15 protein-coding genes are annotated in these 15,383 nt (G+C 61.0%); 6 read left to right on the top strand and 9 right to left on the bottom strand.

Annotated features, from left to right (window positions below; all coding sequences use genetic code 11):
- Window positions 1–117: 117 nt before the first annotated feature.
- Entirely contained in the window at window positions 118–546 is a 429-nt protein-coding gene (locus tag BLT89_RS08520; protein WP_090194201.1) for a GNAT family N-acetyltransferase, read from the bottom strand.
- Window positions 547–682: 136 nt separating this feature from the next.
- Between BLT89_RS08520 and msrB the strand changes: the two genes are divergently transcribed.
- Window positions 683–1,204: a peptide-methionine (R)-S-oxide reductase MsrB gene (gene msrB / locus BLT89_RS08515; RefSeq protein WP_090194200.1), complete on the top strand. Its 522-nt coding sequence runs from the start codon at window positions 683–685 to the stop codon at window positions 1,202–1,204.
- Window positions 1,205–1,206: 2 nt separating this feature from the next.
- The gene (gene msrA / locus BLT89_RS08510; RefSeq protein ID WP_090194198.1) at window positions 1,207–1,857 is read left to right on the top strand and encodes a peptide-methionine (S)-S-oxide reductase MsrA; all 651 of its coding nucleotides are present in this window, start codon (window positions 1,207–1,209) and stop codon (window positions 1,855–1,857) included.
- 10 nt (window positions 1,858–1,867) lie between these two features.
- Here the strand turns inward: msrA and BLT89_RS08505 are convergent, their stop codons facing one another.
- Window positions 1,868–2,518: a class I SAM-dependent DNA methyltransferase gene (locus BLT89_RS08505; protein WP_090194196.1), complete on the bottom strand. Its 651-nt coding sequence runs from the start codon at window positions 2,516–2,518 to the stop codon at window positions 1,868–1,870.
- Window positions 2,519–2,827: 309 nt separating this feature from the next.
- Here BLT89_RS08505 and BLT89_RS08500 point away from each other — a divergent pair, with 309 nt between their 5' ends.
- Both BLT89_RS08500 and BLT89_RS08495 read left to right on the top strand, forming a co-directional pair.
- Window positions 2,828–4,444, top strand: coding sequence for a flavin-containing monooxygenase (locus BLT89_RS08500; protein ID WP_090194195.1), 1,617 nt, complete (start codon window positions 2,828–2,830; stop codon window positions 4,442–4,444).
- Window positions 4,445–5,295: 851 nt separating this feature from the next.
- Window positions 5,296–6,798, top strand: coding sequence for a DUF1254 domain-containing protein (locus tag BLT89_RS08495; protein ID WP_090194193.1), 1,503 nt, complete (start codon window positions 5,296–5,298; stop codon window positions 6,796–6,798).
- 438 nt (window positions 6,799–7,236) lie between these two features.
- Here BLT89_RS08495 and BLT89_RS08490 read toward each other — a convergent pair whose 3' ends face one another.
- Both BLT89_RS08490 and BLT89_RS08485 read right to left on the bottom strand, forming a co-directional pair.
- On the bottom strand, window positions 7,237–8,010 hold the full coding sequence (locus BLT89_RS08490; protein WP_090194191.1) for an ABC transporter ATP-binding protein: 774 nt from the start codon (window positions 8,008–8,010) through the stop codon (window positions 7,237–7,239).
- A gap of 424 nt (window positions 8,011–8,434) precedes the next feature.
- A complete protein-coding gene (locus BLT89_RS08485) occupies window positions 8,435–8,959 on the bottom strand; it encodes a Spy/CpxP family protein refolding chaperone (protein ID WP_157718826.1) in 525 nt (174 codons plus the stop codon).
- A 172-nt stretch (window positions 8,960–9,131) separates the two neighbouring features.
- On the opposite strand from BLT89_RS08485, the gene BLT89_RS08480 reads away from it, so the two are divergent.
- Complete coding sequence (locus BLT89_RS08480) at window positions 9,132–9,824, top strand: response regulator transcription factor (RefSeq protein WP_090194188.1); 693 nt, start codon at window positions 9,132–9,134, stop codon at window positions 9,822–9,824.
- Complete coding sequence (locus BLT89_RS08475) at window positions 9,824–10,927, top strand: sensor histidine kinase (protein WP_090194186.1); 1,104 nt, start codon at window positions 9,824–9,826, stop codon at window positions 10,925–10,927. The genes BLT89_RS08480 and BLT89_RS08475 overlap by 1 nt, the downstream gene beginning before the upstream one ends.
- 84 nt (window positions 10,928–11,011) lie before the next feature.
- Here the strand turns inward: BLT89_RS08475 and BLT89_RS08470 are convergent, their stop codons facing one another.
- The 5 genes from BLT89_RS08470 to BLT89_RS08450 form a co-directional block, all read right to left on the bottom strand.
- A complete protein-coding gene (locus BLT89_RS08470) occupies window positions 11,012–11,566 on the bottom strand; it encodes an RBBP9/YdeN family alpha/beta hydrolase (protein WP_090194185.1) in 555 nt (184 codons plus the stop codon).
- A 55-nt stretch (window positions 11,567–11,621) separates the two neighbouring features.
- Entirely contained in the window at window positions 11,622–12,251 is a 630-nt protein-coding gene (locus BLT89_RS08465) for a 3-oxoacid CoA-transferase subunit B (protein WP_090194183.1), read from the bottom strand.
- A gap of 2 nt (window positions 12,252–12,253) precedes the next feature.
- Entirely contained in the window at window positions 12,254–12,592 is a 339-nt protein-coding gene (locus BLT89_RS08460) for a hypothetical protein (RefSeq protein ID WP_090194182.1), read from the bottom strand.
- A 2-nt stretch (window positions 12,593–12,594) separates the two neighbouring features.
- On the bottom strand, window positions 12,595–13,290 hold the full coding sequence (locus tag BLT89_RS08455) for a CoA transferase subunit A (RefSeq protein WP_090194180.1): 696 nt from the start codon (window positions 13,288–13,290) through the stop codon (window positions 12,595–12,597).
- Between the two features lie 177 nt (window positions 13,291–13,467).
- Window positions 13,468–15,372 carry an alpha/beta fold hydrolase gene (locus tag BLT89_RS08450; protein WP_090194179.1) on the bottom strand — a complete coding sequence of 635 codons (1,905 nt, stop codon included), beginning with the start codon at window positions 15,370–15,372 and terminating at the stop codon, window positions 13,468–13,470.
- Window positions 15,373–15,383: the final 11 nt, after the last annotated feature.

Raw genomic sequence — 15,383 nt, 5'->3', positions numbered from 1 at the left:
GCAGTTACCTTTTGCGGAAGCACTGCTGGCCGAGATCGGGGTGGCCGCAGGGTGGGCTTCAGCCCACCGTCGCGGCGTCAGGGTTTTGGTGGGCTGACGGGAAAGTAATCCGGCCTGCTACTGTTCCAGCCGCTTCTTCAGGTAGAAACGCTGGTGTCCGGGCGGACAGTCTTCCAGTACGCCCATCAACTGGTAGCCCTGCTTGCGGTAAAAGCCCGGCGCCTGGAAGCTGTAGGTATACAGGAATACGCCGCTGCAACCCCTGGCCAGCGCCAGTTCTTCGGCCTGCCTGAGCAGCTGCTGGCCGAGCCCCTTGCTGCGCTGGTCATCCTGTACCCAGAAGTAGTCGATATACAGCCAGCCCAGTCCCGAGTGGCCGAACATCCCGCCAACTACTTCGTCGCTGGCGTTGCGGGCGTACAGCTGGAAGTCCTCGTAGATCAGGTCGCCAACCTGCTGCAGGTTGAAGTGCTCCAGTTGCCGGAATACGACATCCCTGGCCCCGGCATCCGCGCCCAGGCTGAAACGGTAAGGCTGATCTTTCATGGAATCTCCGTTGTGGGTCCTGCCTGGCGGGCAGTGCATATTTGCTTACATCTGCCCGCTGGAATAGTTTCCTGCTGGCTGTAACAACATTGCCCATCATCGCTCTATAGCACAGACAACCCAAACGAGAACTGTCATGAAAAGACGTGCAATGCTCAAAGTATTTTCCCTGTTGCCGGCGCTGCCGCTGTTCGGCCAGGCGCGAATGTCGCTGGCCGCCAGTGAAACCGGCGCACCTACGGTGGTGGCGCTGGATGTGCCGCACAGCCACTGGCAGGGGCTGGTCTCGCCGCAAGCCTACGCCGTGCTGTTCGAGGAAGACACCGAACGCGCCGGCAGCAGCCCGCTGAATCAGGAAAAGCGCGAGGGCACTTATATCTGCGCGGCCTGCTATCTGCCGCTGTTCAGCAGCCAGTTCAAGTTTGACAGCGGCACCGGCTGGCCCAGTTTTACCCAGCCGATTGCCGGCCACATGGGGCTCAAACAGGACAATCGCCTGTTCATGACCCGCACCGAATATCACTGTGCGCGCTGTGGCGGGCATCAGGGCCATGTGTTCGATGACGGCCCGCAACCGCGGGGCGAGCGCTGGTGCAACAACGGCGTGGCCTTGCGTTTTATTCCCGGGGACGAATCCCTGCCGGCACTACGGAGCTGAACATGATCAACCTGACTACTTGCTGGCAAACGTCTTTACTCGGCCTGGCCGGTCTGCTGTTCAGCGGGCTGCTTGTGGCAGGCGAGGGCGCAACCCCGGCGGCTTCTGCGACGAGCAAAACCCCTGCGGCGGTCGCAGTGTTTGCCGGCGGCTGCTTCTGGTGCACCGAAGCGGATTTCGACAAGATTCCCGGGGTACTTTCCACCACTTCGGGCTACATCGGCGGCCACGTGGAAAACCCCACCTACGAGGAAGTGTCCTATGGCGCCACCGGGCATGCCGAAGCCGTGCAGGTGCGCTACGACCCGGGCAAAGTCACTTATGCGCAATTGCTGGAAGCCTTCTGGCCGACCATCGACCCGCTGACCGCCAATGCGCAATTCTGCGACAAGGGCAGCCAGTACCGCAGTGCGATTTTCTACGGCAATGCCGAAGAGCAGCGCCAGGCCGAGGCCTCGAAAGCCGCGCTGGAAAAATCCGGCCGGCTACCCGGTCCGGTGGTCACCGAAATTGTCCCGGCCACCACCTTCTATCCGGCCGAGGATTACCATCAGGACTACCACTCGAAAAACCCGCTCCGTTACAACTACTACCGGCATGGTTGTGGTCGCGATGACCGGCTGGAGCAGTTATGGGGCAAGCCGGCCGGATAAACCAGACCCTTCAGGGCTTGCCGGGGGCAGGGGGCGTGCACTTGCGCCAGACACTGGCCAGCCACGTTTGCTGCTCGATCGGCAGTCCTGCCGGCCGATAGTAGTGTTCCAGCTCGCTGAAGGCCGCCGCCTGCATGAACCGGCGCCATGTTTCGAGGCTGTAATAGGCGCCATAACGCCCGTGATTCCAGCCTTCCTGGTCATTGCCCCGCGGATTGGAGGCGAACAGCACGCCTTCGGGCTTCAGGGCAGCGTGCAGTTGACCCAGTACGCGCGGCAGCTCCTGGCTCGGGATATGAAACAGCGAGGCGTTGGCGAAGATGCCGTCGAAACGGGCGGGCGGCAGATCCAGGTTGAGAAAATCCTGCTCCAGGACCTCACAGCCACTGTGCTCGCGCGCCATGGCGGCCAGAGGGGCGCTGCCTTCGAGGCCGACCGGCGTGTGACCCAGGTTGCGCAGCGTCGCCAGATCACGCCCCGGGCCGCAGCCGAAATCGAGAATGCACAGCGGTAGCTGGCCAGGCAGGTGGCGCAACAGCGCCTCGATGTTTTGCTGCACATCATGGTGGCGTGTGCCGGCCCAGAACTCGGCGGCCCGTTCGCTGTAATGTTCGAGGGTCTTTGCACTGACCATGGTCAGCTCCTGCGCGGATTGTTTCATCGCGTGCTCCGGGTGCCTTGGGGCGCTGACTTGGCGAGCCAGACGCTGTCGGGTAAGCATGATCCGGCAGTCCGCGCCAATTGGCCACCGGAAACTACCCGGCGCTGCTGACGGTGGGCCAGTCTGGTGCTGAGATTAACCGCCCGCAGCGGCAGGCGTACCGGCGTTACTGCCAACTACTTGCTCTCGCCCAGGATTTAACCTGTCGGGCTGATTGCAGTCGCATTGCCAACCCGATTTTCAGCTACCTTGTACGCGTGCAGTCAAACACCTTTATCTGCATCCGCAGCGAACCGTTCGAGGTAATCCATGTCGCCAGCCGCACAAGCATCCGCCGTCCGTGAACTCGATGTAGCCATTGTCGGTGCCGGTTTTGCCGGACTGTACCTGGTCTATCTGCTGCGTCAGCGTGGCTTCAAGGTGCGTGCCTATGAGGCTGGTGGCGATGTCGGCGGCACCTGGTACTGGAATCGCTACCCCGGCTGCCGGGTCGATATCGTCAGCATGGAGTACTCCTACGAGTTTTCCGAAGAGTTGCAGCAGGAATGGCAGTGGAGCGAAAAGTACGCCACCCAGCCCGAGCTGTTGCGCTATGCACAGCATGTGGCCGAGCGTTTCGATCTGCGCAGGGACATCCAGTTCAATACCCGCATCAGCAGCGCCACCTTCAACGATGCCAGTGGGCGCTGGCTGGTTGCCACCGACAGCGGCGAGCAGGTGTCGGCGCAGTTCGTGATCCTCGCCACCGGCATTCTTTCCGCACCCAACCTGCCACCCTTCGACGGGCTGGAGAGCTTTACCGGCGACTTCTATCACACCGGCCAGTGGCCCCACGAACCGGTGGATTTCAGCGGGCAGCGGGTTGCCGTGGTCGGCACCGGCTCGTCCGGCAGCCAGTCGCTGCCGCTGATTGCCGCCCAGGCAGAGCAGTTGACGGTCTTCCAGCGTACCGCCAATTACGTGATTCCCGCGTATAACGAGACCCTGCAGCCCGAGGCGGTCGCAGCCATCAAACGCGACTACCCGCAGCGGCGCCAGGCCAGCAAACTGTTCCCCTTTGCCTTTTCCTTCGAAACCACCGGCAAGTCGGTCTTCGAATTCACGCCAGAGCAGCGCGAACAGATCTATGAGGCCGCCTGGGCGCGCGGCGGTCTGATGTTCATGGGTGTGTTCAGCGACCTGCTGCTCGACCCCGCAGCCAATGCCACGGCGCAGGCATTCTTTCGCCGCAAGCTGGATTCGATCGTCAGTAATCCGCTCACTGCAGAGATGCTCACGCCGGACTTCGCGCTGGGCTGCAAGCGGCTGGTGGTCGGCACCGATTTCTATGAAACCTTCAACCGGCCGAACGTCGAGCTGGTCAGCATCAAGCACACGCCGATCGAGCGCATCACCCCTGATGGCCTGGTGGTGGCGGGCAAGGAATACAAGGTGGATGCCATCGTGTTTGCCACCGGCTTCGACGCCAACAGCGGGCCGATCCTGCGCATGGATATTCGCGGGCGCAATGGTCTGGCGCTGCGTGACAAGTGGTCGGGCGGGGCGAGCTGCTACCTGGGCCTGATGCCGGCCGGCTTCCCCAACCTGTTCACCATTACCGGCCCGGGCAGCCCGTCGGCGCTGAGCAATGTGCTGAAGTCGATCGAGCAGCATGTCGACTACATCGCCGACTGCCTCGACAGCATGCGCAGCAATGGCCAGCGCCTGATCGAGGCGGACGAGCAGGCCGAGCAGGCCTGGGCGCTGCACGTCGATGCAATCGCCGCACAGACGGTGTTCAAGTCCTGCAACTCCTGGTACCTGGGTTCGAACATTCCGGGCAAGCCACGGGTAATCAGCGCCTATATCGGCTGGCCGGAATATGCCGAAGAACTGGCGCAGATAGCGGCCGATGATTACCGCGGCTTCAGGTTCACTGCAGCCTGAAGCAGTTGCCGAACCGGCACTTTTTTTGCGAGAGTGCCGCCCCTGCGCGATTAGTTAGCGTGATCCGGAGGGAGTTTAAAAAATGTAGGGTGGTCAACTCGCACAGCGATTGGCCACCATTGCTTGTCGATGTTTGCGTCCCTGCCTGTCTTTATGGTGGCCAAGCCTGCGGCGTTGATCACTCTACGAATGTCCGGGTTACTTGCTGAAAAATAAATCTGTCCCCTTTTTTTCCCGAAAAATAAATCTGTCCCCTTTTTTTCCCAGGGGCGGCAGTCGACCCGAAGCGGCCACTGCTGAAAAATAAATCTGTCCCCTTTTTCCCTGAAGCGCGCTCCTGGTTGGATTGATTTAGCGCCACAACAAAGCCGCAGCCGGTTGCCCTTGCTGCGGCTTTTTTGCTGGTTAGCGATCAATGGCTAGCCGAATCGTGACTCTTGTAACTGAATCTGGGTGACCATTTCTGGCACTTGTCAGCATCTGGCGATGGGCAGCAGTCGATCTGAAGCGGCCTTCGCAGAGGCGCTGCCAAAGGGTGCTATTGACCCGATACGGTCATTTCTCTAACGTTAAGCTCAACCGGGCATGCCTATGGCAGGCCGGTTGAGCCGCGGTTTTTCCGGATGTCGGGCAGCCGTGAGTACCCTGTACAAAGCCCCTGGAAAGTTCACCGGTGGTGGCTCCAGAGCGTGGCGGTAACGGTCAAAAGTGAGCCCTGCTGGACCTTGAAGCCGAAGCCGGATGCGCTATGGTGAAGTGGTGATCCGACGTTCAGGAGATTGTGTTACGACCCGGCAATAGCGGCATTTCCAGTTCAATCATTTGATGCATCAAATCGAGGAGCTCAGCAAATGTTAGTCAGGAAAAAATCCCCCTTGGCACATCGCATGGTCTTAGGTGCTGCCATTGCGGCACTGTCATGCATCGCCGTCACCCAACCCAACGTCGCCAGAGCAGATGCAACAACGCAATACTCACCCGATCAAGTGAAGGGTATCCAGGCCTGGGCACGTTCACTGGCCGTTCAGGCCGGGACCTTCTGCGCATCGCCGGTTGGCATGTACAACCTCAGGCAAGGGATCGCCACAGGCGCCAACCCCAAAGCCAAACCCAATCATATCTGGCGCATGCCGAACATCAGTACGCCTAAGCTCGCAAAGGAGTCGGGCTATGTGACGCCAAACGTCAATACGATCTATGGATTCGGATTCATGGATCTGGAGGCAGAGCCGATCATTCTGAAGACGCCTGATTCGAATGGCCGGTATTACATCGTCCAGCTTGTATCGATGTATGACGATACCTTTGCCTATGGTGCGGGCAAAGAGGTCGGCTACAAAGGGGGCACGTACGCACTGGTCGGACCTGGCTGGAAGGGAACGCTGCCAAACGGTGTCAAGCGCATCGATGCCCCGACTCGCTGGGTAACGGTTCAGCCGCGCGTACATGTGAAAAACCAGGACGATCTTGCCGGTGCGCAAAAGGTGCTGGAAGGAATCACCGTTCAGGGGTTGGCGGAATACGAGGGCAAGCCTGCGCCCAAGGCACCGACCTACGACTATGCGGAACCCAAATTGAAGCCCAATGTGGCCAGCAGTCTCCTGCTGTTTGATGACCCGCTGCAGTTCTGGTCCATCTGTGTTGATGCCATGAACGAAAACCCGCCGCGCAAGGACATGATCAGCGCAGTCCTGCCACAGTACAAATATCTGGGTATCGAACTCGGCAAGCCCTGGAAGTCCGAGAATGTACTGAATTCCATTTTCCTCGAGGAGATGAAGAAAGTCGGGGCGGAAATTGGTCCCATGATCGCCGATCTTCCCTACCTGATTGGACCAAACGGCAATGGCTGGATCGTCACCCCCTACAACTTCGGCAGCCCCGGCCCCGACTATCTGACCGCCGCAGTCCACTCCGTCCTCGGTCTGACTGCCAACAACTCGGACGAGGCGTTCTATATCTGGTCTCAATATGATGAAAACCAGAAGCAACTGGATGGTAACAACAAATACGCCATGACCTTCCCGGCCACGTTCCCTTACACGAAGGTGGTACCTCCGGGATTCTGGTCTGTCACCATGTATGATCTGAACTCAAAGCTTACCGTCGAGAACCCGATCAACCGGTACGTGCTGGGCAGCGATGACGATCTCAAGAAAGGTGCCGATGGATCGATCACCATCTATCTGCAGTCGACCAGTCCCGGCAAGGACAAGGAATCTAACTGGCTTCCTACTCCCAAGGGACCCTTCTACATGCTAATTCGCAACTATGCGCCCGCGGAGGAAGCGATGAAGGCACTGCAGGATCCGAGCTCTGGCAAGATCCTGCCGAAGGTTGTGCCGGTCAAGTAGTGGCGTGAAAGGCGCGGGAGCGGTTTCTGCGCTGACATTGCCATAGGCCACAAGGGCGCCCGCACGGAAGTTCATAAACGAGCTCCGGCGAGCGCCCATGTGGTTTCCGAGTAACATCACGCGCTCCAGGCGTGATCATGCAAGGTAAGGCGACAAAGTCTCGCCCGGCAATGGGTGGAATGACCGGATAAGTTTGGCAGCGAAACTGCTTTTGCATCCCTTAGATGAGGAACAGCGCCAGGAAGCCAAGCTCCGCCATGCAGGCTTGCCAGGCCGGCCAGCGCTTTGTCGATAATTCCGTGCCGCTGCTCGTGGCAATTTCCGGCAGCCCGGTTCACTGGTTTCCACCGCTCAAATAGCCTGCAATCGCTGGCCGGTTTCAATGCAATTGGCTGTTCAATTACGCGGTTGCTCTGAAGGCTGAAATTGCAACCGCTCTCAGGCATGCCAGCAGCGGTACCAGCCATCCTGTTCGGTGACGCGCAATTGCGTCTGGTACAGCTTCGACAGGTTGGCGCTGGTGAGTATGTCGGCCTTGGGCCCGTCGGCGACAATCCGGCCGCGGTCGAGCAGTACCACGCGCTCTATTTCCGGGATGATCTCGTCGATATGGTGGGTGGTGATGATCATCGCGTGGTCAGTGCTGCAGTAGCGGCGCAACAGCGTCAGCAGCGCCAGACCGGCGCCCATGTCGAGGCCGTTGGCCGGTTCGTCGAGGAACAGTGCCTGCGGCCGGTGCACCAGTGCGCGGGCCAGCAACAGACGGCGCTTCTGACCGGTGGACAGGCGCTGGAACATGCTCGTGTCGATGCCGGCGAGGCCAAGGGTGGCCATCTGTTCCCTGGCCAGGGCGATCTGCTCCGGCGTCGGTTGCAGGTGCCCGTGGCTGCCGATGGCGCCGAAAAAGCCGGAAAGCACCACATCCAGCGCGCTGGTGTAGGGCGTGTAGTCTTCCTGCAGATCCTGCGAGACAAAGCCGATCTTGCTGCGCAACTCCCAGATGTTCACCCGCTCATCGCCAAACAGTTTCAGCCAGCTGTCGTCCTGCTGCACCGGATAGAGTTCGCGGTCGATCAGTTTCAGCAGGGTGCTTTTGCCGGCGCCGTTGGGGCCGAGGATGGCCATGCGCTCATGGGCGCCAATGTGCAGGGAGAAGCCGTCGAAGACCTTGGTCTGTTGCTGATAGGCAGTGATGTTGTGAATGTCGATCATGGGCGGCTCGGTCGGTGTGCAGGTGTTTGCTGCGCGGTTATCAGGTAATCACAGTCAGTTGTAGACCCGGATGCTGCGGATCAGCTGGCGCTTCTGCTTGGCTCTTGCTGACTTGCTTGCGGGTACACAGGTAACGGTTGCTTTGTGCCAGAGGTGGCAAAGCCGGGGATTATGACCGATTGCGCCGGTCTGATGGTGCTGGAGAGCCTGCGCCTGGAACAGGGCATGCCTGGCGTGGTGTAGCGCAGTTGCGGGTTCGCGCGGGAGGGCAACGATCAGCTGCTCGCAACCACGGCGTCACTGCTGCCATTGTCGGACCCGAAAACCAGGGCATCTGCCTCTGGCCGGCAATTAACGCTGGAACCGCAGAGGGTCAGCCTGCGGCATAACCCACTGCGGATGCACAAGCCCAGGCGGGCAGGGCTTATTTTGGCTTGCGAGCGCAGGGTTTGCTGCTGTCGAGCTTTGCCAGTTGCTCGGGCGTCAGCTGGCTGCGGACGTAGGCTTCCATCTCGGCGCGCATAACGCTTACCTTGGCCATGGCGTCGGCCCGGGTTTGCGCCAGGCTTTGCGCCTGCTGCTTATCGAACGGCTGAGTCTTGGCCAGCTCATGCAGTGCATCACGGGCCTTGTCAGCCACTTTCAGTTGCTCGCGAACCAGCGGCACCTGCTCATGGCCGTAGGCAAAAATCTTGTCCTGCTGGGCTTCGCTCAGGTCAAGCTGCTGCAGCTCCGGGGGCAATGCAGCGGGCATGCCCGGCGCTGGAGGGCGCGGTGGCTTGCCGGCCATTGACGGCGGCATTCCGCCAAGATCAGCCCGTGCGGCAATGCACTCGGGCGCCGGTCGCTCATTGCCCGCCTGGGCAAGGCTGATCTCCGACAGTGTCAGCATGCCAATCGCGGCGCAAAGGAAAAAGCCCATGAACAGGCGGAATCGTGTGTCAGTCATATTCAACTCCCGGTAACTTCGGACCAACCGGAATGGCTGGTCAGCGTGCAGGGCGAATTCTGCGCAGGCTGCGCGTAAACTGCGGTTAGCGCAGGGGTTAAAACAGGTAAAGGCCGCGACCGTCATGGCCGCTGGTGTTTATCATGCAGGCGTCTGAACAGTGGAATAGCCCATGAGTCATAACGTCCTGTTGATCGACGACGATCAGGAACTGCTCGAACTGCTGCGTGATTACCTGCAGCAGGACGGTTTTCGTGTGCAAGTGGCCAGCGATGGCGCCAGCGGCCTGGCGCTGGCACTGCAAGGCGAGGCGGAGATTGTCATTCTGGATGTGATGATGCCGGGCATGAGCGGTATCCAGACGCTGGCGGCCCTGCGGGCGCAGAGCGTGCTGCCGGTGCTGATGCTCACCGCGCGCGGCGATGATGTCGACCGCATCCTCGGCCTGGAACTGGGTGCCGATGACTACGTAGCCAAACCCTGTACCCCGCGTGAACTGGCCGCACGCATCCGCGCCATTCTCAAACGCAGCGGGTCGCAGGCGGCGCCAGCACCTGCCGGGCAAGCGTTGCGGGTCGGCGAACTGGTGGTCTGGCCGGCCCAGCGTCTGGCCGAGCAGGGCGGGCAGGCACTGGGGCTGACCAGTACCGAATACAACCTGTTTGAAGTGCTGGTACGCAATGCCGGGCATGTGGTGTCCAAGGCCGAGTTGTCGCAGCAGGCGCTGGGCCGGCCGCTGGCCCGCTTCGATCGCAGTATCGACGTACACATGAGCAGTATCCGCAACAAGCTGGGCAAACTGCCGGACGGCCGCTCGCAGATCCAGACGGTGATCCGTCAGGGCTATCAACTGGTGGTCGAATAATGGGCCGGCTGTTCTGGAAGTTTTTTATCAGCTTCTGGCTGGCACAGGTGGTAACAGTCGGCCTGGTCAGTGTCACCCAGTGGGCAACGAAAAGCGCTGAAGCCGATCATCCGCTCCAGTTCGACCCGGCATCGCGACCGCCGCCACCACCGCCTGAAGCCGGTCGCGATCATCCACCACCGCCGCCAGGTCCACGCCCGGCACGGGCGCTGCTGCCCTTGTTGCCGATCATGGTCGGCGCGCTGATCAGCCTGCTGTTTGCCGCGTTGCTGGCCGCCTACTTTGCCCGGCCGATCCGGGTCTTGCGCAGTGGTTTTGCCGCGGTGGCGCAAGGGCAGCTGGAGCGTCGCATCGGTCCTGCGCTGGGTGGGCGCCACGATGAACTGGGTGATCTGGGCCAGCACTTTGACCATATGGCCAATCGCCTGCAGCTGCTGATCGGCGCCCAGCAACGGCTGATGCACGATGTCTCCCACGAGATGCGCTCGCCCTTGGCTCGCTTGCAGGCGGCCATCGAGCTGCTGCAGCAACAACCGGCGCGCGGGCCCGAGCTGGTGGAGCGCTTGCAGCGCGATATCGGCCGGATGGACGCTCTGGTCGGTGAGTTGCTGACCCTGGCCCGGCTGGACAGCGGCATGACCGAGCAGCGCCAGGAGCTGGTCGATCTGGCCGAAGTGGTGGCCGATATCGTCGAGGATGCACAGCTTGAAGCCAGTGCCAGGAATTGCCGCCTACGCGTGTCGATCAGCCAGCCGCTGATCGTTCGCGGCAATCATGAACTGCTGCATCGCGCCGTGGAAAACGTGCTGCGCAACGCATTGCGTCATTCGCCGGCAGCTGCGCCCATCGATATTCAGGGCAGTTGCAGTGCCGGGCGCTTGCAGCTGAGCGTTGCCGACAGCGGGCCGGGCGTTGCCGAAGCCGATCTGGCGCGTATCTTCGAACCCTTTTTCCGCAGCGCGCCAACCAATGGCGGCAGTGGTTACGGCCTGGGGCTGGCCATTACCCGCAGTGTGATCAGCAGCCACGGTGGCAGCGTGGTAGCACAGAATCGTCCGGCCGGCGGCTTGCTGATTCGCATCGACTTGCCGCAGGCTGACTGAGCGTACCTGCTGTTTCGTCGGGTGGGTTTCAGCACGACGACATGTCACGGTGGGCTGAAGCCCACCCTACGCACCCCTGGATGGTTAAACGTCGAGGCGCTTCAACAGTGCCTGTGCTTCAGGCCACTCGCCGAAACCGGCTGCCGGATTCAGGTGGCCGACTTCGCCCAGATCGACCAGCTCACTCTGCCAGTCGGCTGCCAGTTGCTGCAGACGGCTGAAGCTGGCCAGCGGGTCGTTACGGCTGGCGGCCAGAAGGCTGGGAAACGGCAGGGGTTTGCGCGGGATCGGCAACCAGCCGTGCTCACGCAGGGTAGCCGTGCTCGGATAGCCTTCAGGGAAAGCAGATTCGACGTCGGCCGGGGTGGCCAGCAGGGCGCCTTTGATCGGCCGCGAATACTTCTGTGCCCAGTGCGCCACCATCATCACACCGGCGCTGTGGGCGACCAGGATGACCGGCCCGTCGATTTTCTCCAGGGCGGCCTGCAGCGCTTCGACACGGGCAGCACAGCTGAGTTTGTCGGCTTCCAGTGGCGCAACCGTATGGGCATTGGGCAGTTTAGCCGCCAGCAGGGTTTGCCAATGATTGTCTACGTGATCACGCAGACCGGGAACGATCAGAAATGACGTATTGCTCATAACAGGACTCCTTGCAGATTCGGGCCCGCCGGGCAGGCCTCTGGCGGGCGGAAGATTAGCGGTTGATGGTGCAGCCGGTGCTGGCCTGCAATTCCTCGAAGCTGACACCGGGTGCCAGTTCGACCAGCTGCAGGCCTGCCTGGCTGACATCCATTACGGCGAGGTCGCTGATGATGCGATTGACCACGCCGACACCGGTCAGTGGCAGGTCGCACTTTTTCAGGATCTTGTGCGCGCCGCCCTTGGCCGTGTGCTCCATCAGCACCACCACGCGACGCACACCGGCCACCAGGTCCATCGCGCCGCCCATGCCCTTGACCAGCTTGCCGGGGATCATCCAGTTGGCCAGATCGCCATTCTCGGAAACCTGCATGGCACCGAGCAGGGCCAGGTTGATGTGGCCGCCACGGATCATTGCAAAGCTTTCCGAGCTGTCGAAAAAGCTGCTGCCGGGCAGGGTGGTGATGGTCTGCTTGCCGGCGTTGATCAGATCCGGGTCGATCTCATCTTCAGTCGGAAACGGACCGATGCCGAGCAGGCCGTTCTCGCTCTGCAGCCAGACGTCCATGCCATCGGGAATGTAGTTGGCCACCAGGGTCGGCAGGCCGATGCCGAGGTTGACGTAAAAACCGTCCTGCAACTCCCCGGCGGCGCGTTGCGCCATTTCATCGCGGGTCCAGGCCATGTTCAGTTGCCCTCGCTGTCGGCCGTATCAACCACCAGACGCCGGGTGTAGATACCCGGACGGTGCACGTTGGCAGCTTCGGCGGCTTCGCGGTTGCTCAATGCCTGAATGCCATCGGTCAGCGGGTTGCACAGCGCCAGGCCGAGGGTGCCGGTGAACATCTGGCCATCGCGCAGCGGGATGATGCCCAGGCTGCGGACGCCGTTGTCCGTGTCACTGCCGGACAGCTGATTGCTGCGCTCGTACCAGGCGCTCATGCCATCAGGAACGAAACTGGCCACCAGGTCTGACTGGCCAACGTCGAGGTTTACATGGGTATTGGCTTGAAAGTAGGTATGCATGATCAGTTCCTCACAGTACGCACTTCGATGCGCTTTTCAGGGTTGCTATTGAGTACCAGGCGCTGCACGTAGATGCCTGGCAAATGAATTTCATCGGCTGAGAGTTCGCCGATCTCGACGATCTCTTCGACTTCGGCAACGCAGACGCGGCCAGCCTTGGCTGCCGCCGGATTGAAGTTGCGCGCGGTCTTGTTGAACATCAGGTTGCCGGCCTTGTCGGCCCTGGCACCCTTGATCAGCGCCACATCGGCAGTCAGCGAACGTTCCATCACGTACCACTCGCCGTCGAACTCGCGGGTTTCCTTGCCCTCGGCAACCAGGGTGCCGTAACCGGTGCGGGTGTAGAACGCGGGAATCCCGGCGCCACCGGCACGCAGCTTCTCGGCCAGGGTGCCTTGCGGGGTGAATTCCAGTTGCAGTTCGCCGGACAGGTACTGGCGCTCGAATTCCTTGTTGCCACCCACGTAGGAGGAAATCATCTTGCTGATCTGGCGGGTATGCAGCAGCTGGCCCAGGCCGAAATCGTCCACGCCACAGTTGTTGCTGATGATGGTGAGGGCGGATTTGCCGGTGCCCTTCAGCGCGTCGATCAGCGCTTCGGGAATACCGCACAGGCCGAAACCGCCGACCGCCAGGGTCATGCCGTCATCGACCAGACCGTTCAGGGCGCTGGCGGCATCGGGGTAAAGTTTGGCCATCAAATGTCTCCTGTCTGCTGAGTCTTTGCTGTAGTGCGGGGTGCACTTTCAACCTGGAGTGACTCTAAGGCAGAACAGAAGCTGATGCTTTTCATCAGGTGACACTGACTTTTCTTTGCATGACAAATCATGAGCGGTTGCAGCGTCCCTGCTGCTGCCTGTCAGTACGGCCTGTTGCTACTCCAGCACATAAGTACCCGGTGCGGCACACAGGGCTGGATAGAGTTTTGAGCCGGCTTTCTTGGGAGCGGGCACTTCTGCACCCGAGCGCTGCTGGATCCACACGCGCCAGTGCGGCCACCAACTGCCCTGCTGCTGCTCGCCGGCGTTTTCCAGCCACTTGCGGGCATCGCTCTGCTTCGCCTGGCCGGCGTAAAAGAACGACTTCTTCGAGCTCGGCGGGTTGATAAAGCACTGCAGGTGACCGGCGTTGGACAGCACGAAGGTGGTGTCTTCGCCAAGCGTGCGTGCCGTGCCGTAGCAGCCCTTCCACGGGGTGATGTGGTCGGTGGTGCCACCGATCACATAGGCACCGACCTTGACCTTGCTCATGTCGATCCATTCACCGGCTATCTGCATGGTGTTGGGCTTCATGAACGGGTTGAGTGCGACCAGATCCAGATAGTCTGAATGCAGCTGCGCTGGCAGGTTGGTGGTGTCGGCATTCCAGGCAAGGATGTCGAACGCTGGCGGCTTGTTGCCGAGCAGGTAATTGTTGATCCAGTAGTTCCAGATCAGGTCATTGGGGCGCATCCAGGCGAACATGCGCGCCATTTCCTCACCGCTGAGTACGCCATTGCGCCGTGACTGCGCCTTGGCGGCCTGCAGCGTCTGGGCATTGGTGAACAGGCCGAGGGTGGTGCCGTCGAGCGAAGCACTGGTGTTCAGTACGCAGACGGCCCAGCTGGTATTGGCCACCTTGCTGATCTCGTTGCGGGCCGCCAGCCAGCCGAGGTAGGCCGCCAGGGTCATGCCGCCGGAGCAGGAGCCCCACATGTTCACGTCCGGGCTGCCGGTGATTTCGCGGGCGACTTCCACCGCCTGATCGAGGCACAGGGCATATTCGGACAGGCCCCAGTGACGATTGTCGGCAGTCGGATTGCGCCAGCTGATGACGAACGTTTGCACGCCGCTGTCCTGCATCCATTTGATCAGGCTCTTCTCCGGCGACAAATCGACGGCGTAGTACTTGTTGATCTGTGGCGGCGACATCACCAGTGGCCGGCTGTAGACTTTTTCGGTGGTCGGCGCGAACTGCAGCAGTTCGAACATCTCGTTGCGGAACACCACGTCACCCTTGGCACTGGCTATGTTCTCGCCGAGCTTGAAGCCGGAGCTGTCGACCTGGCTGGGCATGCCTTTGTTGTGGCGCAGGTCATGGGCGAACTGCTGGATACCGGTAACCAGGTTCTTGCCGCCGGTATCGACAATCTTGCGCAGAGCCTGCGGGTTGAGCAGCATGCGGTTGCTCGGTGACAGGGCGTCCATCACCAGGCTGGCCATGAATTGCGCACGGCCTTTGGCCAGTTTGTCGAGATTGGATTCGTCGATGAACCGGCTCAACTCGCTGTTGCTGAGGATGTAGCCCTGCATGATGCGATTGAGCAGGAAGTTGTTCTGCCAGGCCGGATCGGCAAAGCGCTTGTCACGCGGGTTCGCGGTGATGTCGGATTTGCCGCTGGCCACCTTGAGCAGCGATTTGCCGTAGTTGAGCAGATGCTTGCCGGTCCTGCTCGGGGCACTGCGGGCGGCCTGCAGCAGGCTGCCGGCAGCGCTGGCCAGATCGGCAGTGCGCAGCCCGATCAGCGGATTGGCTGCCAGCGTGTGGTTGGCTACGTCGGAGAGCATGTCGACAGCTTGTGCCGTGCGGGCCATGCCGCGGCCTTCGGCGGGCAGGTTTTTACCCGTGGCCGTTGGCTTGCGGACCGCTTTGGCCGGCGTGGCCGGTGCTTTTCTGGCGCGCGTGGCTGGCGCTTTGCGCGTTTTCGCGGCAGGCGTCCTGGTGCTCTTTACGGGTGCAGGGGCAGCCGTTTCAGCAACCGGCTGTTCAATGTTTTTGCTTATTGCAGTGATCTTGGCCATGGGGAGTTCCT

Origin of the sequence: Pseudomonas pohangensis, assembly GCF_900105995.1 — a bacterium.
In the GTDB taxonomy this organism is placed as follows: domain Bacteria; phylum Pseudomonadota; class Gammaproteobacteria; order Pseudomonadales; family Pseudomonadaceae; genus Aquipseudomonas; species Aquipseudomonas pohangensis.
The sequence above is the reverse complement of the archived record's forward strand: the minus strand, read 5'-3'. Positions and strand labels throughout refer to the sequence as shown.

Excerpts from the sequence above, each read along its gene's own strand:
- BLT89_RS08520 (WP_090194201.1), bottom strand. The coding sequence starts at position 546 with ATGAAAGATCAGCCTTACCGTTTCAGCCTGGGCGCGGATGCCGGGGCC.
- msrB (WP_090194200.1), top strand. The coding sequence starts at position 683 with ATGAAAAGACGTGCAATGCTCAAAGTATTTTCCCTGTTGCCGGCGCTG.
- msrA (WP_090194198.1), top strand. The coding sequence starts at position 1,207 with ATGATCAACCTGACTACTTGCTGGCAAACGTCTTTACTCGGCCTGGCC.
- BLT89_RS08505 (WP_090194196.1), bottom strand. The coding sequence starts at position 2,518 with ATGAAACAATCCGCGCAGGAGCTGACCATGGTCAGTGCAAAGACCCTC.
- BLT89_RS08500 (WP_090194195.1), top strand. The coding sequence starts at position 2,828 with ATGTCGCCAGCCGCACAAGCATCCGCCGTCCGTGAACTCGATGTAGCC.
- BLT89_RS08495 (WP_090194193.1), top strand. The coding sequence starts at position 5,296 with ATGTTAGTCAGGAAAAAATCCCCCTTGGCACATCGCATGGTCTTAGGT.
- BLT89_RS08490 (WP_090194191.1), bottom strand. The coding sequence starts at position 8,010 with ATGATCGACATTCACAACATCACTGCCTATCAGCAACAGACCAAGGTC.
- BLT89_RS08485 (WP_157718826.1), bottom strand. The coding sequence starts at position 8,959 with ATGACTGACACACGATTCCGCCTGTTCATGGGCTTTTTCCTTTGCGCC.
- BLT89_RS08480 (WP_090194188.1), top strand. The coding sequence starts at position 9,132 with ATGAGTCATAACGTCCTGTTGATCGACGACGATCAGGAACTGCTCGAA.
- BLT89_RS08475 (WP_090194186.1), top strand. The coding sequence starts at position 9,824 with ATGGGCCGGCTGTTCTGGAAGTTTTTTATCAGCTTCTGGCTGGCACAG.
- BLT89_RS08470 (WP_090194185.1), bottom strand. The coding sequence starts at position 11,566 with ATGAGCAATACGTCATTTCTGATCGTTCCCGGTCTGCGTGATCACGTA.
- BLT89_RS08465 (WP_090194183.1), bottom strand. The coding sequence starts at position 12,251 with ATGGCCTGGACCCGCGATGAAATGGCGCAACGCGCCGCCGGGGAGTTG.
- BLT89_RS08460 (WP_090194182.1), bottom strand. The coding sequence starts at position 12,592 with ATGCATACCTACTTTCAAGCCAATACCCATGTAAACCTCGACGTTGGC.
- BLT89_RS08455 (WP_090194180.1), bottom strand. The coding sequence starts at position 13,290 with ATGGCCAAACTTTACCCCGATGCCGCCAGCGCCCTGAACGGTCTGGTC.
- BLT89_RS08450 (WP_090194179.1), bottom strand. The coding sequence starts at position 15,372 with ATGGCCAAGATCACTGCAATAAGCAAAAACATTGAACAGCCGGTTGCT.